We start from the raw sequence: 17,813 nt of genomic DNA, 5'->3' as shown, positions 1-17,813 counted from the left end.
CCGCATAAAAATTGATGGTCTGGGTATTATCGGTTACGCATGCGGCTTGTGCGTGACAAACATCGCGTCGCCGTAACTGAAAAACCGGTATTTGCGCTCTACGGCGTGCCGATAGGCCGCCAGAACCTCGGAATAACCGGCAAAAGCGCACACCAAGGTCAACAGGGTGGATTCCGGAAGATGAAAATTTGTAACCATGGCATCGACACAACGAAAGTGGAAGCCCGGACGAATAAACAAATTCGTCTCGCCTTTGTAAGAAGTCAGGGACCCTTTAAGCGAGGCCGACTCCAATGTCCGCACTACGGTTGTTCCGACGGCAATCACCCGCCCCCCGCGCTGCCGAACCTCGTTAACTTTTTCCACCACGTCCGAACCGACCTCGCAAAGCTCCGAATGCATTTTGTGCTGATCCAGTTCATCCACCCGCAAGGGTTGAAACGTGCCGCTGCCCACATGCAGCGTCACAAAAGCCCGCTCGATACCCTTCGCAGCCAGGCGCTCCAGCATCGCTTCATCGAAATGCAGACCGGCGGTGGGCGCCGCTACGGCACCGGACGCCTTCGCAAACACGGTCTGATAACGTTCCCAATCGTATACCGAATCCGGCCGGTCGATATAAGGCGGCAGAGGAATATGCCCAACGGCGCTCAAGACTTCATCGACGGTTCGACCGTCGAGAAGCATCAGCAGGAACAAATCGTCTTGCCGTCCTTGAACTGTGCATCGAAAACCGCCTTCGAGAAGAATTTCGGTTCCCGCTTTCGGAGCCTTGCTTGCACGCACATGGGCCAAGCCCATACTCGGACCGAGCACCCGTTCGATCAAAACCTCCACCCTGCCTCCGGACGCTTTGCGGCCAAAAAGCCGCGCCGGCATGACTTTGGTATCGTTAAAGACTAGAAGGTCGCCCGCACGAAGCAGTTCCGGCAGCTCGATAAACATACGATCGTCAATTTCGCCGGTCGTTCCATCCAAACACAGCAGCCGACTGGCGCTACGCTCCGGTAGCGGGTACTGGGCGATCAGATCCTCGGGAAGCTCAAAAAAGAAATCACTTTTACGCATCGACAGATGGTAACAGTCGGGGAGAAAAGAATGCAGTATGTGGCTTTTTAAGAGAGATTTCTTTATAATTCGCCTGCTTTCGCGCCGAGGTGGCGAAACTGGTAGACGCGCCAGACTCAAAATCTGGTTTGGGAAACCAAGTGCGAGTTCGATTCTCGCCCTCGGCACCACTTAAAAAACAAGACGTTACGAACTCGGAAGCGTCGGACAAAAACGGCAAGCAAAAACTGCTGTAGACGCAATGTAGACAGGCAACGCAACAAAAAGCCCGGCGCTTACCGGGCTTTTTCATGCCTGCAGATCAACCAAAAAAATCGTGACTACCGTTTGTAGTCTATGGTTATATGTACGGTGATGATTGAATTCAGGCTGCATGAGAGGGTAGATAAATGAAGCGGAAGTCAGCTCTGAGAGCCATACCTGAAATTTTCTCTGTACTTCCTCATGGCGGTTATGGCCGCTTTATAGTCAAGGAAGGCGCAATCGAAATGATGCGGGTGAATTGGACAGAGATCGGTAGCCGCTTAAGTAACTCCATAGAAAAAGTTACTCGCCATCCCGCCAACGGTAGATTGCATGGCCAGAAGGCAAAAGAAACTCGCTAAACAGTCCTTACCGGATCGTAGAGATCCGATCGCTGATTTCGTAGAACATTTGCCTGGAACGGCATCACCCGCTGAACGGATTCAAAGCGTTGTGTCTCAACAGCATTTTTCCGGCCCGATCCCACCCCCGGAAATTTTCCGTCAATACGGTGAAATCATTCCGGACGCGCCAGAGAGAATTCTGCGCGTATTTGAAGATGATTCAAAGCATGCGCGAGAAATTGCTTTCGCCGCATTAAATGCGCAGAAAGGGGATAACCGACGCGCCCACTGGATGGCATGGAGCCTTATCACAATAGGTATGTGCCTCGTGGCATTTCTGGCATATATCGACAAGGATATCCTTGCTGGCGTTGTCGCTGGATCTACTTTGGTCGCCATCGCCACCGGGTTCCTGCAGGCAGGTAAAGCAACCTCTGCAAATGATTTGTAAATCTTAAATTTACGCGCTTTTTCGCCTGCCATCCGCATAAAAAAAGCCCGGTTCGCGCCGGGCTTTTTTTATGCGCTCCAACGCTACGGGTCAGTCGATCTCGGCCCTGATCGCTTTCAGGTCTTCCGCAATGTCATCAAGGATGCGGTATAGGCCGCCCGCCGCCTGGCCGCTAACCGAGAAATCCTTGAGCGTCGACATCTGCTTCAAGAATTCAATCTTGTCCGCGATGTTATGGATTCGGTCAATCACGCTCACTGCGATCTCTTTCATTGCGATCTCCTTTACCCAACCAGGTCGAGAGCGTGATCGATGCGGCTCTCGATCTCGTCGCATACGACCTGGATTCCGTCGACATCTCGCTCACTGAGCTGCGAATCAAGCGCGCCACCAACGGCGCCGCGAACAACGCACAATAGAGATTTCGTTTGTTCCAGCATGACGCGTGCGGTTTCGAGGTTGGTGTGATGCGGCAGGCCTTTTGCCTGATCCGGCAATTCAGCGGCTCTCGGCAGATTGGACGCAGTTTGGTTTGACATGGTGATATTCCCCAGGAAGAGCGCCACCAGAATGAGGGTGGCGCGGTCTCAACTACCACTTATCGATGGCTCGGCTTATTCGTGCGGTTGCCCGCCTTATTTCACCGTATCGACCGCGCCATAGAAACTATGGGCATAAAAAATCCGCAAGTCTGACGGGTGCGGGGTCCGCGATAAGTTTGGTAGTGCGGTCAGTATGCGCACATTCGCGAATATCCGTCAATTCGCCGGGTCGGGTACGTGGTGGCTTCCATGCCATTTTCCACTATACATTCCCCATGCCAGTCTCTACGCCAGGATTGGCGCGGCTTATCGATTGGCGCGATTCTTTCATTGATCGCTGTTCATCTCCACGGCAATTTCCATTCCATACTAATCTATGTGGTTTTACCGCGCTGGCACGGTGATTGCTTTCGAGGTGAAAATTGCGCGGACGGCAGGATCAAGCGGAAAATTTTCCACTTGATCGATAGCGGCGACCCTCGCGCGCGCGGACGGCCTACCAAGCGCCACCTGAACGAAACCCAGCGGGCCATGGTCGCGGCGAAGCTGGCGAATATGACGGAGTCGCCCGGAATCAACCAGTATAAAAAAGAGGTCTCGGTAAATTTACCGAGACCTCAAATCTCCCAATCCGCCGACGACGAAATGTGAATCGGGACGGAAACGGCAGGCATAAAAAACCCCGGTCGAGCCCAAGGCTGCCGGGGTTCTTCTGGTGCAACTAGTCTCAACTACGATGCCGCTGAGCAGGCTAAGGCGATGATACGCTACCAAGCCGCGCCCATCAAGCCGGAATCAACATCGACTTGCAGGCCCTTGCTGGACATCTGGTTGACTCGCGCCGGCACGGAGCCATCGATCTTGATTCCGATTTTCGCCTCTTTTTCGCTCATGGACCGCAGCGCTTCCGCCACGATGCGGTCCACCGATGCAGATCCGCCCCGCCCCGTGAACGGTGACGGTGTAGCGACTCTCTCTTGCGGGAAGGGAACAACATTTCCGCCCGATCCGGAAAGCCCGGATGCCGGAGCCGTCAACGCTTTGAGTTGTGGCGACAGGGGTTGCGTCAACAGTGTGCGACGTCGGTCGATGTCCGCCAGCTCGCGAGCGCTCCACGCCAGGAAGGAATTCGGCAGGAGCGGCCCGAGCACCCGTACCTTCCGCAAGATGGACTCGATCAGGCTATCGATCTTGAGCCCGATCGAGTTGGTAATTCGCTCCCATTGCTCCGGCCATAGCGTTTCGAGCGGGTTCCATAAGCCCGTCAGTATGGCTACGGCGATGGTGCCGGCGGTTAATAGCGCCATGAAGGGATTGAGCGACAGCGCTGCCGTGAGCTTGAACGCGGCAGCGATCAATGGCCCGGTGATGGTCGCCGCTATCCCCAAAAATCCGAGCTTGATCAGATTGGACCAGCCGCCGACGTTTCCCGCCAAGGTGCCGATGGATCGCCCGACCGCACGGATTCCGCGCAATGCTTCCTCAAGGAAGTCCTGAATCGCGGTGCCGGTCTGCTTCGCCCAGGCCTCCAGGCTGCCATCGGCCGCCATGCGGTTGATGCGTTCGAGCAGATCGGACAGATTGCCCTTCATCCAGTCGAACAGCCCTGAGTTCATGACGTTCAGCTTGAAGCGGTCCCATTGGTCCCCGATCGCCTGCCACATGAACGTCCAGTTCTTTTGCTGCTTGGCCATCGCGCCCCCGTATTTTGAATTCCAAATGGATTCGAGGGTGCCGACGATCGCGGCGCGGTTGTTCTTGTCGGCCGACTTCCGCATGGTCTGGCCGTTGACGGTGTACTCGTAGACGATCTTCTTGCCGACGGTACTCGCCCGGATCCCGAACTCCTTTAGCCGCTCATTCTCTCCGGTCATGGCATCGGCCACGGCTTCGACCGCCTGCATGACGGGCTTGCCCATCGCGGCGCCGGTATCGCCCAGCGTCCGCAGCAGGCCGTTGGTCGGGTCGAGTCCGTAGGCCCGCATTTTGACGAAGGAATCGGTCACCTCGCCGAGGGAAAACGGCGTTTCCGCCGCGAAATTGGAGACCCACTTCATGGATTCCCGAGCCTTCGCGCTGCTACCCTCCAGCTGCTCCAGGACGGATTGGAACCGCTCGAACTCGGCGGCTGGGTCGACAAAAGCCTTCTTGAACAAGAATCCCGCCCCGATGCCGAGCGCCCCAAGCTTTGCGCCGAGTGACGTCGCCTCGCGGCCGACATCGGCCAGGCCCGTTTTCACGGCCGACAAGCCCGAGAGCCGCGCGAATTTGTCCATTTCGAACGATAGCCGCTTGACGGGCGCGTTCATCGCCTGCAATTGGCCGTTGAGCTTCTTGATCGGGCCGGTGGCCTGATCGATGGTTTTCAGCAGGATCGAGAGACTGAGTTTTTTTCCGGTTGCCATAGTGCTTTTTCCGTAACGTTACGAAAAAACCCGGCACGATGCCGGGTGTTGGGAAGAAGGGTGTCCGGCGTGACCTCCGCTACCGCTACATTTACACGCCGGACACGGCGCAGCGGTACGAGGACTGAGTTAATGCCCGAGATAGCTGGACCAGGCATCTTGAGTTGCAGGATCGGCAGCCGGTGCTCCGGATCCGGCAACAGCGCCGCCTGGATCGGGGATGAAACATTGTTTCGCGGGCGACGGCTTGGCCGCGGTCGGGGCTGCGGCTTCCGGCAGCCGGGTGTCGGAGCGGCCCAGGGCCTTGTCCCAAAGGTCTTGTACGTGGGCGCTCTCAGTTTGAGGATCCGGCGGGGGCGCGCGACGGTTAGGTGCTGGCGTTGCCGGTCCTGCGGTTTGGGGTGCGGTCTGTACCGGATTTCGTTCGGCCGGCAAGCCAAGCTTTCCTTGGAGCCACCCCGGTACCGGGCCGGGGTCCTTTCCGGAAGTCGCGTACAGCAGTGACGGCTTCACGTCCGCGTCGGTCATTTCGACCCAGGCCAAGCGGCCACTGTCGTCCGCGATAAGCTTTTCACGACCCTTGGCCGGGTCGGCACCCAGGCAGCGGAACAGACTCATGCGGCCGTCGGGATGTTTGCGTTCGACAACCAGGTAAGCGGTGTCTTGGGGTTTCTTGATTGTCATCATGCAACCTCATCCCAATCGCCCAGGACGACGGACGGGTTGACGCCGGCCCGGCGCGGGTAGACCTGGCCGTGGTCGCGCTCCCAGGCGCAGATGAGCCGCTCCTCGGCGAGCTCCAGGTCGAACAACGCCTGCTCCAGGTCGAGTTTGCGATCGGCGCGTTCGGCCAGCGGCGGACCGGCTTCGACGGTCTTGTAGTGCTCCGCAATCAGCGCGTGCAGGCGATGTTCCATCGCCTCCGGGAACAGTCGACACATGATTTGCGTCAAGTCGCCACTGGAGCTCAAAAGATCCGACCCCATATACCCCGGATGACAGAACCGGCCGACGCTCAGGTCGGCGTGCCGCCCCTGAGCCCGAACGGCGTCGCTGGCTTGCTTGCAGGCCTCTTCGTACGCCTGGGGCGCGTCCCGAAGCCATTCGATCCGTTCTTTTGTGGCGGCGATCTCGGTGCGGAGTCGCGCCAGCTCGGTATCAAAATTCGTGGGTTTTGCCATGTCTTATTTTCTCCAAAAGCCGAAAATACCGCCCGTCGGTGCCGCCGCGGCAGCCTGTTCAGGTGGCGCATACCCGGCATGGGCTCGACCGACATCGCTGCCGGAATCCGGCAGAGTGGCCTCGCTTGCCAAGCGGGCGGTTTGATTGGGTGTCCGGCGTCCGTATTGCCGCGCGAAATCGCGTAGCGCCGGCAGGCAGGCGCTCAGCGATTCCCATCGCTGGTGCACGCGGCGGTGCTCGGCCTCGAGTTCGCCAAACTGAACCTTTCGGTCGGCGACGGCGGCCACATGACTGAGCCACGGGCTCGGGCTCTCGGCGTGGTGGGTGGTTCCGTCCGTCGTCCATCCAACCGTCTGAACGGTTGCGGGGAACTCCGGGAGCTTTGACGGGCATCCGCGATCAAGCCAGTCGTGGATAAGGGCGCGGACATCCGGCGGAGCCGAGTAGCTGTCTCGCCTCAGTTGGTCGCGGCGGCGATAAAAATCTGAACGGGCCTCGTCTCGGCGCTCCATGACGGACAGGAGCACGGCGTGCGCTTGACGGCTTGCCTCTTCGAGGCGATTCAATTTTGAAAAATTGATGTTCATGGTGGTTTGCGGCCCTCCGGTTCGTTGGATTGGGGACCATTCTCCGCCGGCTGTCACTCGAAGAGAATGGGGGTGCTTTTCGAGTGGAACGAAATCACGGGGAGGGCGCCAATGCTGCCGTTTTCGTTTCAGACTGCACACCGATACATGGTTATCGCAAGCAAATCGGTCATCACAAATGTCGCGCATGCGCGACATTTGCCGGCATCCTGGTACACGCTCTACGAATCGCCCTTGGTCAGTATCGCGTAGATGGCCCCTACCGAATAATTAACCTCCCCGTTCTTGAGCCGGAAAAGCCCGAACAAGTGCTGCTCAATGCCGTCCAGGGTGTCCGGCGGGGTATCGAGACCTTGCAGCCGGCTCCACCGGTAGCGCTTGAACGCGGCGATTTCCTTAAATAAAGACTCCGCTCGGCTCCAAGGGGTAGGCGCCGGGATCAAGTCCGCCGCAAGGCGTACAAGGAGCTTAGCCTTGCGTTGACGGACCGCATCGCGCCAGGAACGGCCAGGAAGCTCCGTCAGGCGCAAGGCGCGCTCCAGGGGTTGCCCCGTTTCGATTGCGGAGCGCAGGCCTTCGCGGAGCCAGTTCGCGACCTCGGGCGTTATCGGCTCGCCGTCGATCAACGCGGCCAGGTCATCGACGCCGAGCATGCCGGCCTCCATCGGCGAGCCACCCCAGCGCCTCGGCGGTCCAATCGCCCCCACGCCGCCGTGCAACGGCCTCGCGCTCCAGGGCGGACATCTCCCGGAGCAGCATCGCCGCCGTCTGCCGCAAGGCATCGATTCGCCGGTCCAGCTCCCGCGCTCCGTCAAGCAGCTCGACGACGACTTCCACCCGAGATCGCGGTGAATTGTGAGGTTCTGCGATTGAGCGCAGGATCTCGGTAGCGGTTTCGATGGGGTTCCGCGTCATTGTAGTCGCGACCGAATCGCGCCGGCCGCGATAGCCCGCAGCGATCCCTGTGCAGCTTCGAGCGCCGCCATGTAGTCACGATGCAAATCAACATCCACATTCTCCAGGTGTTCGATTTCCGCGTTTTGCAGATCGATCAATTCAAGGGCCTTGTTGATTTGCTCATTAAGGGAATCGATACGGGCTTCACGGTCAGGTTCCGGCAGCCCGTGGCCGCCGAGACCGGCCGAAAAGGCTCTGAAGTATGCATTAGCTCCACTGTTTTTCATTTTTCAGCCTCGCTCTTCGGAAGCCACTGGGCTTCATCGGTTAAAACGTCGCAGATCGCGCGCAGTTCCCCGCGAATTGCATCACGGAGCCGGCACTCAAGGGTCCACACGTCCGTGATCGCCGCCAGCTCTGGCGCGGTTCGCGCCGGCAGGGTTTCTACGAGAGCATCACGTAGGGTTCGGGCTATTTGGTGCTGCGCTCGCTCGGATCCTGCGCGGTCGATCAGCTCGCCTGCGCGAACCGCGTTCTCGCGCTCGAGTTTTTCAGCCAGCGCTCGCTCCCGGCGTATCCGCATCTCTGCCAGTTCCGAATTTTGTGCGTCCGCAGTCAACGCCCCTTCGGCCTTGCGGTCCAGGCGCGGGACAAGCGCCTTGCCGTTCTCGCGCGCCCACGCCAGACATTCGTCGAAGTCATACTCATTCGAGCGCCCCCGATTTTTCGAGCGCCGGTGGGGCATGCCCTCGCGGGTCCAATAGGTGACACTCATGGCACTGATCCCGAGCGCCTGCGATAACTCTTTTGCGTTCATGTATATATTACCCGTACTATTTATAAACAACTAAAGTTCTTTAAAAATCAATCACTAGCGTTTGTTCGGCGTCTTGCCGCTCGCACTGAACAGTGTTCAGGAAGGACCCGTGATCAATGCACGTCCGGCCTCTGGGTGTAGTGCACCTCAGCATGGTCGCAGCCCGCTTCCATGGCGACCTTGAGCAGCGCTTCGAGGAACAGCTCGGGACTCGACGTTTCGAAGGCCGCAAGCCCGTCCTGGAACGCGCCGAACAGCACCATCCCGTGCACAACTATTACCGTGCGACCTTGGCGCCGAGCATCGCGTAAGGCGCGCCACACACCGGCATGCTTGGCCATCTTGCGGACCTTGGCGTCATCGACGATGACGCGGCCCATCGGCGTTGACAGTTTGGGTTTGCGTTTCACCGAGATCTCCTTTTGATATTCTGCCGAAGCCTGTGAAGCATCGACTGGACTGCATCATCCACCGAACGCCACCATTGCCCCCCATTGAACTCGTAGACCGATCCTGTTCGCGTATCCAGTAACGCCCTTAACTCATTATCGACTTGGCTCTCTATAGTTATTGGATAGGCGCCGGTCACATCTTCGAGCCCATGGACGCCTTCTCCGCTGATATCCCACGCGATGATCGGCAAACGCCAAACTTCCACCTCCTCCTCCTCGCACTGGTGACTTTCTTCGTAGAGAATGACGGAGAGCAAAAAAAGGTGCTCACTCGTGTTTGGAATCCTCTTGGTACAACTTTTCATTTCGTTCACTTTTCTCTCCGATAAAAAAATCGTTCTCTGTCCCCACTGTCCCCGCCTGTCCCCATTAATTTTTTATTGGTGGGGACAGCTCAAGGCCACGGCTGACGCGGCTTACATACATACTGTCCCCACTGTCCCCACCAAATAACATAGATATATATATATCGCGGCGACCTACCCCATTTGACCGACATGGCATACCCCTCTCCGTATATATATATGTATGCTGAATTTGGTGGGGACAGTGGGGGCAGTGGGGACAGCGGCCATCAAAGCCACGGTTGGCGCGGCTTCCAGAAATTTGCATGTCGCCAAACAGTGGGGACAGAACGCCGCAAACAGTGGGGACAGAACGCCGCAAACAGTGGGGACATCACGCGACATCCCCCTCGATCAGCGCCCGCCCGAGGATGTATACCCGGCGCTTGACGCCACCAATCCGGCGCTGAGGGGCCAGGCGCAACTTGCCGGCCTCTTTCGCGACTTCGGCCAGCAGCCCCCGGTCATGTAGCCGCCGCCATATCGTGCGCTCGGCAGTCGCCATATGGCCGCCCATGGACCGAGCCATACCCTGCACCGCCGCGTACGCCGCCGGCCCGTCCAGGTACACCCGGACGGCATCCACCCACCCGATCCGCTCGCCTAGCGCGCGGTCGACATCCGCCCCGCCGTCGGCTCCGGGCGCCACCCGCCAGCCCCAAAAATTCGGCCGTTCGGCCGGCGCGCCCTGTGTCGTCGCGTCGCATAGGTGGCACGCGCCCGCCGTCAGCGCCGACCGCAAAAGCCCGATAAACTGGGTGACCTCGTCCTGCTCAGCCTGGAGGTCGCCCTGCGCGGCGATGGCGGCCCGGATCGCGGCATCGGCGGCGGCGAACATCTCGGCCGCCTCGTCGTCGGCCAGCGCCCCGGCATCGACGGCGTACTGCCGCGCCAGGTCCAGCCCCAGGGCCAGCGACGCGTAGATGTCGGCCGCCCGTGGGTGGCACGCGCCCACCCCGTCGGCGATGGCCCGGTCGCGCAACGCCCGGAGATATCCCGGTGCCGCCGCCATCCACTCCGGCATCGCGCCCGCCAGCCAGCGGAGATATCCGGCCATGGCCCGCTCCAGCGCACCGGACCGTGCCGCGCCCTGAAGGTCGCCGAGCACGGCGTTATCGACAGTCTGCCGGCCGACCTCCACGATCGCCATCCGCGCCCGCAGACTGTGCCCGCGCGGGATATCCTCGCCGGTGGCGACCACCAGCCCTCGCGGATAATAGGCCGGTCGCTGCCGCAGATCGGTCGTGCGCCGGCCCCGTCCGGACTGATTTCCGGCCCCTCGGAATAGGCGATCGGCCTTGGCATGGATGCGGCCGACCTCGGTCGCCGACCCAGCGGGCAAAAAATCATCGACCACATACAGGGCGTCCTTGGACTGAAAGGCCTTGGCCTCGAGGTCGGTCTCGGTGTCGGCGAAATTGGCCGGGAAGTGCCGCGCGTCGAATCCGCGCCCGAAGTGCGCCAGCGACACGCCGGCCACCTCGGACTTGCGCGAGCCGGTCGGCCCGGCGACAAACACACCGTGGTCGCACGGTGCCGCCGACCCGAGCGGTGCCCGGTACACGGCGGCCAGCATCACGGCCCCCAAGGCCGGGTAGTCCGGCGCGACGCCCAATAGGCGCAGGCTGGCGCGGATATCCGCGCGCAGGTCTCCGGCATCCGCCGCGAACCGGTACCGCGACATGTGCCCCGATCCGACATCCACCTCGAGGTCGTCCCGATGCCCGTCGGCCGTGATCGCGCCCCCGCCGTGCAGGTAGACCCACGCACCGCCGACCTCCCGCCACCCGGTGTGACCGTACACGGTCCGGCGGCGGACATCGGGCGATAACACCTGGATCGCCGCGCGGACATGGTCGCGGGTCGAGGGTCCCGCATGGACGACGGCGCGGGCACCCCATGCGGCCGGCACCCACGCCATGGACGGATATTCGGCGGCACGGACCTCGGCCGCCGGCAGCGGCGTACCGTCGGCCAGCCGGCCCGCGAGCCGGAACGTGACGTCCTGCGTCGCGCCGTCGTCGTGGACGATCTCCTCGGCGATCGCTGCCACGAAGTTGGCCAGCTGCCGCCGGCCGTCGTCGTCGACCAACCACAGCCGGCCGTCGTCGACCCGGTACGGCATGTCGACCTCGCCGGCACCGCCGGACGGCGCCGACCGGCCCCGCGCGCCGACCAGGTCGGCCAACAGGTCGGTCGTGGTGGACGCCTTGGCGGCGATGAGCCGCAGCAGGCGGTGCGTCGTCGCCGGCGACAATCGGGCGGACGACATGGACTGGGCGACCCCGACCAGGTCGCCGTAGTCGTCGGTGTCGGCGATCCGCGCCTCGTAGGCCTTGGCGGCCGCGAGGTCGGCGCCGAGATCGATGACGTTGCCGGCGGGCACCGTCGCCGGCGTGACCTCAATCACGCTGGGCAGGTCGCGGTCATCCATGGCCACCCCCCCGAACCGAGATGATCCGACCGCCGGGGGGCAGGTAGATGATGCGGGCGACGTAGTTGACCAGGATGGCCCCCAGCGCCGTGATTACCGCGACCGGCTCCGGCCGGCCGAAACCGCAAATCACGGCGTCGGCAAAACCGGCGACCGCCGACCAGTCGTACCCGGCCGGATCTTCGCCGAACGGCAGCAACAGTTTGCGGCCCGCGAACCAGGTGCCCGAGGCCGCCGGCGGCCAGCCGTCGGAGCCGGTGACCACCACCACCGTCCGGGATCGGTCGGCGACCAGGTGACGGGCATACGGCGGTCGGCGGCGATACCCGCTTGACGCCGCCGTTCGCGGTGATAAACTATTGACGCTACTCTTGTTTTGTTCGTTTCGGCCCGGCGCGGGACCCACCCCGCGACCGGGTTTATTTTTGTCGGGCATAACCCCTCCGTCAGCGGGACGCGATCGTCATCGCGACGATCATCACCACAGCCACCAGGTCGACATCGACGGCGGCGGCCAGGGCCAGGCATCGGTATAGTCGCGCGGTCATACAGCGCCCTCCATCCGTACTTTTCCGCGTTTTTTGAGGCCGTGCAGTTTGACCTGCTCGATCACCTCGCGGCGATAAAAAACGTGATGGCCGATTTTGATGTACGGCAGGCAGTACCTGCCGGTCGACCGCCAAATCCGGAGCGTAGCCTCGTCTACCCGCAGTTCTTTGGCGGCTTCGCGCGGCGTCAATAGGTCGTGATTATTCGCCGCCGACGGCGCGGCAATCGCAGATGATGTGCTGGACATTGATATCTCCCGTTTTGATGGATGACGGGAGATATGTTCACTTTTGTGAGTTGGACTTTGCTCTGAAAAGTCCAACTTTTTTTAGACGCCGCGCCGGACCTTTCTGACTATCTTCCGAATGTAGTCCCAGTTGTTCGGGTCAATCTGTATAGCGACAGCCCGATCACTGCGGTCTGGGTGGCGCGCCAAAATATCTTTTGCTTTTTTTTCCCAGTCGTCTCGAATCTTTTTAGTGCTCTCTCTCTTTTGCCTGCCCCCCTTCGCAGGATTAATTCTCGCAACTATCGAATGCACTACGGCATACCCTTCAAGTCGCGATCGCTCGGAAACGAATATCTCGTTCGCCCTTTCGTCATAGCCGCGTTCCAATAGGTATCTCGCTGCGGCGAATACGCGCCAGGCCGCGCCTGTCAGCGGCGTTGGACGCACCCCTCGGCCGCGCCCCTCGAGATATTTCCGCGACAGGCGGTCAATCTCATCAGGAGGTATGTGGTAGCGCCATCCGCAACGGCCCTGCTCCGGATCGTAGGCATAGGTTTCCAAATCAAAGCGGGTGTACTCTTGCGCGAGCAGGTAATCCCTTGCCCAATCGCGCATGAACTCGATATTCGCCCAATGCTCTTTCGGAGCCTCCAAAATGGATTTCAACGGGTCCATGTCGCTACCCCTCTGCACCAGCCGCAGCGCGCAGCGCATCGGTAACCATCTGCATCGGCCGCCGCAGCCGCTCGATGTCGTGCACGATGTAGCCGGCGGTGACATCCGATTGCGCGGCCCGGTGGTTCAACAACCGCTTCAGGGCATAAGCGGAGATGTCCAGGCTTTCCGCCGTCGTGATGAAGGTTCGCCGCAGGTCGTGCAGCGTGAACCGAACTCCGGATTCCCCGATAATCCGACCGATCCAGTGCCGCACGTCCACCAGCCGGCCGGTTTTGCCGGAAAAGACGTAATCGCCCGTTGCCGCTTCGGCTCGCCGTCGCAGGATCTCTTCCAGGAAGTCCGACATGGGCAACACGTGCGGATCGCTGTTCTTCGTATCGATGATCGCGAAAGTCCGGTCCCTAAAATCGACGGCCGATAGCGGGAGCCCGGCTGCTTCTTCCTTACGAAGGCCCGTGAACGCCAAAAACAAAAAGTAATCCCGGACCGACTCCACGTCGGCATTGCTCTTGAGCGCCCGCAGCTCGGAAACGGCGCGAAACCAGCTCGGCCACAGGTAGGGCTTGATGATGGTGCGTCGCCGGTCGACGCGGAACCAGGATCGCTCACGCGAAAGCCGCTTGACCGGGTTTTCGAGAATGAAGGGTTTTCCGTCGGCGTCACGGTATCGCCCCATGGCGAAGTTGACCAGCGCCCGCAGCACCCGCATGGCGTGATTGGCCCGCGACGGACTCGCTTTGCCGCGATCCTTGTGCCGCCTGGCTACCATCTCTTCGGTGATGTTCGCGATCGGCTTGTTCAACCAATCGGCAAACGAGGTATTCAGCGCCTCCTGATAATCGTTCCGTGTGGATTCCTTCAAGTTGTTACGCGCATCAACGTAGTCATCGAAGACATCTTGCAGGGTGACATTCCTGTGCTTCTCGGCTTGCCGTTCCGCCACCGGATCGTCACCGGTCGCCAGCTCGCCCAGGACCCGCCGAGCTTCCCGTCGAGCATCCATGACGCTCATGCTCTGACACCTGGCGATGGTGATCCGTCGCGGCCGACCATGCTTGACCCTCGCCTCGACAATGAAGGCCTTCGCTCCCGTATCGGTGATCCGAAGACCGAAACCGCTCAGCTTGGTATCCCGAATGAACCGCTGGCCTTTAGCCGGCGGTTCCGATTCCCGAACGATCCGCTCGGTAATCTCCGCATAAGATGTACTCATCTGTTGCCTTTTCATGTAGACGCAATGTAGACAGATTAAGCAAAATTGACTTAGGTAGCAACAGATACCGAAATGTTAACGGAAGTGTCTTACTCCTTGATTTATCGGGCTTATTTCCGGTTTTTGGAGTGTTAACGGAGATTAACGTAAGTTATTGAAAGTTGATAATGTCAAAGACTCAAAATCTGGTTTGGGAAACCAAGTGCGAGTTCGATTCTCGCCCTCGGCACCACTTAAAAAATCAAGACGTTATGAACTCGAAAGCATCCGACAAAAACGGCAAGCAAAAACGCCCGTAGATGCAATGTAGAGAAGTAACGCAGAAATGAGCCCGGCAATGAACCGGGCTTTTTTGTTTTTTCCAAAGAGAAGCTCGAAGATGAGCCAGACTAGCGTATGCTGCTCAAAGCGACGTGATTAGCAACCGTGCAACTAAATTACAGTTGCTAATGTAACCATCGGTTACTAAACTCTGTTTCGAGTCGTGAGTAAGAAAGAAAAACTCATCGAACGATTGATCGCGGTCCCTTCAGACTTCACGTGGACGGAACTCGTGAGCGTCTTGCAACACTTTGGATATCGGCAAAGACAGGGGGATGGATCTCGTGTCAAGTTTGACAACGGCAATCCGAATGACATGATCAATCTACATAAACCGCATCCAGGTTCAATCGTTAAACGCTACGCTTTGGAGATGGTCATAGAGAAATTAAAAAACGCGGGGTATTTATGATGAATATGCTGCGCTACAAAGGCTACTATGGTTCCGTTAACGTTAGCTTCGAGGACGGATGCTTATATGGGAAGTTGGAATTTATCGATCCACTTGTTACATTCGAAGCCCAAACCGTACCTGAGCTTTTAAATGCATTCCATGAGGCAGTAGACGATTACATTGCTACGTGCGAAGAACAAGGCGTCAAACCACAAAAGCCCTATAGCGGATCATTTAACGTTCGGATCGGCCCCGAACTCCACAAAGCAGCAGCTCGGGTTGCTAGGTTACAAAAGACTAGACTTAATGAGTTCGTCAAACAAGCAATTCAACGAGCGGTAGAGACGTTTGACGCTAGCGAACGTAACCGAGAAGTTCCATTAATGTGTCATAGGTCTCTGGGCACGGATGAAATGCTCTCGGCCATTTTCGACTTGCGTTCCGCCCTTCAGAATACACCCGATACACCCGTGCAACTACTTCGGGGACTTGCGGTCTTGCGGAGCACTACCGCAACGATTACTAACGAACCAGAAGATAAGCCGATCATTGTTCCGGATAATTTAGTCGGGTACGCCAGGACGGTAAATTAATGAGCACAGAAAAGCAAGTTGAAACAGAGGAACCAACTCGGTTCGCGTTCTCGCACAAAGAGATTGCCGAAGTATTAATTAAGAAACAGGGAATCCACGAAGGCATTTGGTCCTTATATATGGAGTTCGGGCTATCTGCTGCCAATGTTGGGCAATCCGAAAGCAATCTTCTCCCTGCTGCGATTGTTCCTGTAGTGAAGATAGGCATTCAAAAGGCAGAAAAGTTGACCTCGATTGCGGTTGACGCATCGGAAATTAACCCAGCGCCAAAGAAAAGCAAGAGGACACGTCATTCAACACCCGAATGATGTTGAGAAGTAAGTATTATCCCCCCGACAGAGCCGGGGAACTCCCGATTTGGTTAGAATAAGGCCCGCGCGAGCTTTTTCTAACCCGCCAATTATCCAAATAAAAAAAGTACGGGTAAGTCGAAACTCGGCTGGGGCCATCTCTAAGCAAGCGCCCATCAAGCAATCGAATTGATCAGCCGAATCTTTTCGCCTTGAGTAAGCCGATAAAACCGGCGGAGTTCTTCCATCATCTCGCCTGCCCGCGCTTTTTTCAGATAACGGGTTTCCAATCGAAGGCAATACTTGCCTGCATAATGGTTGGCATCTTCATAGCGCTGCCGCTGAACCTGGTCCAATGCCGCGTCGTAAGCCGGGGCCTCGAATAGGCAATATCGAAGTTCCGAAGGTACAAGACTTTTGCCCTGCCGCTTCCATAGCGATGTGGCGGTTACGAATTTATCCACCTCGGCCTGCATCTCCAGTTCCATCAGCGTCACGCCGCGCTCGACGCCAGCGTTCCATATGAGATAAAGAAAGTGACTGACGCCTTCCACGGCCAAAAGGAAATCGATGAAATTTTCGGAATGAAGACTCACCAGCGGATCATCATCGGTCAGGCGGGCCAATACCGAGGCATCGAGGAAAAGTGCGAGATCCAGATGGTCATCTTGTTGCGAGACCAAGAGCTTCTCTTTGCTTTCGCGAGGATTGATGCTGGTGTCCAAACGCCGCGCGAGGTCCGGATCGGTAATCAAGAAATCCTCCACATCGAGATCAACCTCGATGCGATAGATGCGCTCCAGCAGCTTCTGCAGGACATTCAGGCGCATAATCCTAGAAACGGCAGTTGGACGCGTCCGAGTGTGCGGCGGGCGGGCCGGATGGCAAGCCTGTCCTGAGCTCGGTCGAAGGGCCTGTCCTGAGCCCCGTCGAAGGGGCGCGACGAGGCAGCGAGGTAGTCTCCCGCGATGAGAAGCAACGCCGCCAGGCAGCTCGCCCGCCGTGCAATCGGGTGCGTAGCCTTTTCACCTAAGCGGTGAGATCGGTAGAAGGTAGGACGGTCAGAATTCATGCGGCTTTTCTACTCCTTCTAAAGCGGCCAACTGCCGTTTCTAGGAAGTGGCGCCTCCTTCAGTTGTGCCGGCGACTGATCGAGCCTTGGGCCGGCTCTATGCCCAGTTTCCTCAGCTTGTCAGCCGCGCGCTTGCTGCCGGTTCGAAGCCAGATTTCGTAGAGCCTCATAATATCGGTGCACGAATTCAACGGGGTTCTTTCCCCGACCTCCGACAGTACGTCCACGAACGATTGGAACTTTTCGGAAAGCTCGCCAAAAATCGCGCAGAAAGCTTTACCTCGTAAGGTGCCTCGGTTAAGGTCGCACAGATATCCATAGGCGGTACCCCCCATGGCGATGTAATAGTCGATGTCGACGAGCTTTCGATTGAGGCTGGAGGAAAACAAGCCGGATATCAATAGCGCCACGTCTCCGAGCCTGCGCAGAATTTGATGCCTCTCTTCCATGCTCGCCGCCTCCACGGCTTCAGCGTAGATCAAGGCAAGTGGCTGCAATGTGACGCCTTCGGCGGTACGGGAAAACAGCTTGTCCGCCTGGGTGAAATAGGCAAGCAAGTTGACGATGTAGTAGACGGTGTCCTCTCCGGCATCGACTTTTTGATTCGATAAAGCCGTTGTTACCGATTCCCTGAAGAATTCCTGGACGTTTACATCCGTAATCAAGTTCGCGTCGAGGTTTTCAGGCGCCATCATGTCTAGACCTCCA

The 17,813-nt window shown here is 58.5% G+C and carries 24 protein-coding genes and 1 tRNA gene; 5 read left to right on the top strand and 20 right to left on the bottom strand.

The features are described from left to right. Positions 1-33: 33 nt before the first annotated feature. Entirely contained in the window at positions 34-1,068 is a 1,035-nt protein-coding gene (queA, locus tag B2A78_RS01035; protein WP_077728031.1) for a tRNA preQ1(34) S-adenosylmethionine ribosyltransferase-isomerase QueA, read from the bottom strand. Between the two features lie 83 nt (positions 1,069-1,151). Here queA and B2A78_RS01030 point away from each other — a divergent pair. Together B2A78_RS01030 and B2A78_RS01025 are read left to right on the top strand one after the other, a co-directional pair. Further along, positions 1,152-1,238 (top strand) — tRNA-Leu (locus B2A78_RS01030). 406 nt (positions 1,239-1,644) lie between these two features. After that, positions 1,645-2,106, top strand: coding sequence for a DUF2335 domain-containing protein (locus B2A78_RS01025; protein WP_077728030.1), 462 nt, complete (start codon positions 1,645-1,647; stop codon positions 2,104-2,106). Between the two features lie 90 nt (positions 2,107-2,196). Here the strand turns inward: B2A78_RS01025 and B2A78_RS01020 are convergent, their stop codons facing one another. From B2A78_RS01020 to B2A78_RS00935, 17 genes are all read right to left on the bottom strand, one after another. Then, positions 2,197-2,379 carry a hypothetical protein gene (locus tag B2A78_RS01020; RefSeq protein ID WP_077728029.1) on the bottom strand — a complete coding sequence of 61 codons (183 nt, stop codon included), beginning with the start codon at positions 2,377-2,379 and terminating at the stop codon, positions 2,197-2,199. 11 nt (positions 2,380-2,390) lie between these two features. Beyond that, positions 2,391-2,645, bottom strand: a complete 255-nt coding sequence (locus B2A78_RS01015) for a hypothetical protein (RefSeq protein WP_077728028.1) — start codon at positions 2,643-2,645, stop codon at positions 2,391-2,393. Positions 2,646-3,415: 770 nt separating this feature from the next. Then, complete coding sequence (locus tag B2A78_RS01005; RefSeq protein WP_077728026.1) at positions 3,416-5,053, bottom strand: tape measure protein; 1,638 nt, start codon at positions 5,051-5,053, stop codon at positions 3,416-3,418. Positions 5,054-5,182: 129 nt separating this feature from the next. Further along, positions 5,183-5,740, bottom strand: coding sequence for a hypothetical protein (locus B2A78_RS01000; RefSeq protein ID WP_077728025.1), 558 nt, complete (start codon positions 5,738-5,740; stop codon positions 5,183-5,185). Then, a complete protein-coding gene (locus B2A78_RS00995) occupies positions 5,737-6,234 on the bottom strand; it encodes a hypothetical protein (protein ID WP_077728024.1) in 498 nt (165 codons plus the stop codon). The genes B2A78_RS01000 and B2A78_RS00995 overlap by 4 nt, the downstream gene beginning before the upstream one ends. Positions 6,235-6,237: 3 nt before the next feature. Further along, entirely contained in the window at positions 6,238-6,822 is a 585-nt protein-coding gene (locus B2A78_RS00990; protein WP_077728023.1) for a hypothetical protein, read from the bottom strand. Between the two features lie 221 nt (positions 6,823-7,043). Then, on the bottom strand, positions 7,044-7,475 hold the full coding sequence (locus B2A78_RS00985; protein WP_077728022.1) for a hypothetical protein: 432 nt from the start codon (positions 7,473-7,475) through the stop codon (positions 7,044-7,046). After that, positions 7,459-7,737, bottom strand: a complete 279-nt coding sequence (locus tag B2A78_RS00980; RefSeq protein ID WP_077728021.1) for a hypothetical protein — start codon at positions 7,735-7,737, stop codon at positions 7,459-7,461. Before B2A78_RS00980 ends, B2A78_RS00985 begins: the two co-directional genes overlap by 17 nt. Further along, positions 7,734-8,006: a hypothetical protein gene (locus B2A78_RS00975; protein ID WP_077728020.1), complete on the bottom strand. Its 273-nt coding sequence runs from the start codon at positions 8,004-8,006 to the stop codon at positions 7,734-7,736. Before B2A78_RS00975 ends, B2A78_RS00980 begins: the two co-directional genes overlap by 4 nt. After that, the gene (locus B2A78_RS00970; protein ID WP_077728019.1) at positions 8,003-8,536 is read right to left on the bottom strand and encodes a terminase small subunit; all 534 of its coding nucleotides are present in this window, start codon (positions 8,534-8,536) and stop codon (positions 8,003-8,005) included. The genes B2A78_RS00975 and B2A78_RS00970 overlap by 4 nt, the downstream gene beginning before the upstream one ends. Positions 8,537-8,649: 113 nt before the next feature. After that, positions 8,650-8,946, bottom strand: coding sequence for a hypothetical protein (locus tag B2A78_RS00965; protein WP_077728018.1), 297 nt, complete (start codon positions 8,944-8,946; stop codon positions 8,650-8,652). Continuing rightward, on the bottom strand, positions 8,943-9,302 hold the full coding sequence (locus B2A78_RS00960) for a hypothetical protein (RefSeq protein ID WP_143735032.1): 360 nt from the start codon (positions 9,300-9,302) through the stop codon (positions 8,943-8,945). Before B2A78_RS00960 ends, B2A78_RS00965 begins: the two co-directional genes overlap by 4 nt. Before the next feature lie 364 nt (positions 9,303-9,666). Beyond that, positions 9,667-11,766 carry a hypothetical protein gene (locus tag B2A78_RS00955; RefSeq protein ID WP_077728016.1) on the bottom strand — a complete coding sequence of 700 codons (2,100 nt, stop codon included), beginning with the start codon at positions 11,764-11,766 and terminating at the stop codon, positions 9,667-9,669. After that, the gene (locus B2A78_RS00950; RefSeq protein ID WP_077728015.1) at positions 11,759-12,202 is read right to left on the bottom strand and encodes a hypothetical protein; all 444 of its coding nucleotides are present in this window, start codon (positions 12,200-12,202) and stop codon (positions 11,759-11,761) included. Before B2A78_RS00950 ends, B2A78_RS00955 begins: the two co-directional genes overlap by 8 nt. A gap of 108 nt (positions 12,203-12,310) precedes the next feature. Continuing rightward, complete coding sequence (locus B2A78_RS00945; protein WP_143735031.1) at positions 12,311-12,562, bottom strand: helix-turn-helix domain-containing protein; 252 nt, start codon at positions 12,560-12,562, stop codon at positions 12,311-12,313. 81 nt (positions 12,563-12,643) lie between these two features. Beyond that, a complete protein-coding gene (locus B2A78_RS00940; RefSeq protein ID WP_143735030.1) occupies positions 12,644-13,219 on the bottom strand; it encodes a hypothetical protein in 576 nt (191 codons plus the stop codon). A 4-nt stretch (positions 13,220-13,223) separates the two neighbouring features. Continuing rightward, complete coding sequence (locus B2A78_RS00935) at positions 13,224-14,435, bottom strand: integrase arm-type DNA-binding domain-containing protein (protein WP_077728013.1); 1,212 nt, start codon at positions 14,433-14,435, stop codon at positions 13,224-13,226. 484 nt (positions 14,436-14,919) lie between these two features. Between B2A78_RS00935 and B2A78_RS00930 the strand changes: the two genes are divergently transcribed. From B2A78_RS00930 to B2A78_RS00920, 3 genes are read left to right on the top strand one after another with little or no spacing between them, the layout of a single operon-like run. After that, positions 14,920-15,168 carry a type II toxin-antitoxin system HicA family toxin gene (locus B2A78_RS00930; RefSeq protein ID WP_077728012.1) on the top strand — a complete coding sequence of 83 codons (249 nt, stop codon included), beginning with the start codon at positions 14,920-14,922 and terminating at the stop codon, positions 15,166-15,168. Further along, a complete protein-coding gene (locus B2A78_RS00925; RefSeq protein WP_240502359.1) occupies positions 15,165-15,743 on the top strand; it encodes a type II toxin-antitoxin system HicB family antitoxin in 579 nt (192 codons plus the stop codon). Before B2A78_RS00930 ends, B2A78_RS00925 begins: the two co-directional genes overlap by 4 nt. Then, entirely contained in the window at positions 15,743-16,051 is a 309-nt protein-coding gene (locus tag B2A78_RS00920; RefSeq protein ID WP_077728011.1) for a hypothetical protein, read from the top strand. Before B2A78_RS00925 ends, B2A78_RS00920 begins: the two co-directional genes overlap by 1 nt. Positions 16,052-16,209: 158 nt before the next feature. On the opposite strand, the gene B2A78_RS00915 is transcribed toward B2A78_RS00920, so the two are convergent. After that, a complete protein-coding gene (locus B2A78_RS00915) occupies positions 16,210-16,863 on the bottom strand; it encodes a hypothetical protein (RefSeq protein ID WP_077728010.1) in 654 nt (217 codons plus the stop codon). A gap of 301 nt (positions 16,864-17,164) precedes the next feature. Next, positions 17,165-17,800 carry a hypothetical protein gene (locus tag B2A78_RS00905; protein ID WP_205780634.1) on the bottom strand — a complete coding sequence of 212 codons (636 nt, stop codon included), beginning with the start codon at positions 17,798-17,800 and terminating at the stop codon, positions 17,165-17,167. Positions 17,801-17,813 lie beyond the last annotated feature (13 nt).

The organism is Methylocaldum sp. 14B (assembly GCF_002005105.1).
GTDB lineage: Bacteria > Pseudomonadota > Gammaproteobacteria > Methylococcales > Methylococcaceae > Methylocaldum.
The sequence above is the reverse complement of the archived record's forward strand: the minus strand, read 5'-3'. Positions and strand labels throughout refer to the sequence as shown.

Bases quoted from the DNA above. Each gene is read 5' to 3' on its own strand.
- B2A78_RS00945 (WP_143735031.1), bottom strand. From the start codon at position 12,562: ATGTCCAGCACATCATCTGCGATTGCCGCGCCGTCGGCGGCGAATAAT.
- B2A78_RS01020 (WP_077728029.1), bottom strand. From the start codon at position 2,379: ATGAAAGAGATCGCAGTGAGCGTGATTGACCGAATCCATAACATCGCG.
- B2A78_RS00925 (WP_240502359.1), top strand. From the start codon at position 15,165: ATGATGAATATGCTGCGCTACAAAGGCTACTATGGTTCCGTTAACGTT.
- B2A78_RS00985 (WP_077728022.1), bottom strand. From the start codon at position 7,475: ATGCTCGGCGTCGATGACCTGGCCGCGTTGATCGACGGCGAGCCGATA.
- B2A78_RS00975 (WP_077728020.1), bottom strand. From the start codon at position 8,006: ATGAAAAACAGTGGAGCTAATGCATACTTCAGAGCCTTTTCGGCCGGT.
- B2A78_RS00970 (WP_077728019.1), bottom strand. From the start codon at position 8,536: ATGAACGCAAAAGAGTTATCGCAGGCGCTCGGGATCAGTGCCATGAGT.
- B2A78_RS01005 (WP_077728026.1), bottom strand. From the start codon at position 5,053: ATGGCAACCGGAAAAAAACTCAGTCTCTCGATCCTGCTGAAAACCATC.
- B2A78_RS01015 (WP_077728028.1), bottom strand. From the start codon at position 2,645: ATGTCAAACCAAACTGCGTCCAATCTGCCGAGAGCCGCTGAATTGCCG.
- B2A78_RS00920 (WP_077728011.1), top strand. From the start codon at position 15,743: ATGAGCACAGAAAAGCAAGTTGAAACAGAGGAACCAACTCGGTTCGCG.
- B2A78_RS00950 (WP_077728015.1), bottom strand. From the start codon at position 12,202: ATGCCCGACAAAAATAAACCCGGTCGCGGGGTGGGTCCCGCGCCGGGC.
- B2A78_RS00940 (WP_143735030.1), bottom strand. From the start codon at position 13,219: ATGGACCCGTTGAAATCCATTTTGGAGGCTCCGAAAGAGCATTGGGCG.
- queA (WP_077728031.1), bottom strand. From the start codon at position 1,068: ATGCGTAAAAGTGATTTCTTTTTTGAGCTTCCCGAGGATCTGATCGCC.
- B2A78_RS01025 (WP_077728030.1), top strand. From the start codon at position 1,645: ATGGCCAGAAGGCAAAAGAAACTCGCTAAACAGTCCTTACCGGATCGT.
- B2A78_RS00955 (WP_077728016.1), bottom strand. From the start codon at position 11,766: ATGGATGACCGCGACCTGCCCAGCGTGATTGAGGTCACGCCGGCGACG.
- B2A78_RS00905 (WP_205780634.1), bottom strand. From the start codon at position 17,800: ATGATGGCGCCTGAAAACCTCGACGCGAACTTGATTACGGATGTAAAC.
- B2A78_RS01000 (WP_077728025.1), bottom strand. From the start codon at position 5,740: ATGATGACAATCAAGAAACCCCAAGACACCGCTTACCTGGTTGTCGAA.
- B2A78_RS00995 (WP_077728024.1), bottom strand. From the start codon at position 6,234: ATGGCAAAACCCACGAATTTTGATACCGAGCTGGCGCGACTCCGCACC.
- B2A78_RS00915 (WP_077728010.1), bottom strand. From the start codon at position 16,863: ATGCGCCTGAATGTCCTGCAGAAGCTGCTGGAGCGCATCTATCGCATC.
- B2A78_RS00980 (WP_077728021.1), bottom strand. From the start codon at position 7,737: ATGACGCGGAACCCCATCGAAACCGCTACCGAGATCCTGCGCTCAATC.
- B2A78_RS00935 (WP_077728013.1), bottom strand. From the start codon at position 14,435: ATGAGTACATCTTATGCGGAGATTACCGAGCGGATCGTTCGGGAATCG.
- B2A78_RS00990 (WP_077728023.1), bottom strand. From the start codon at position 6,822: ATGAACATCAATTTTTCAAAATTGAATCGCCTCGAAGAGGCAAGCCGT.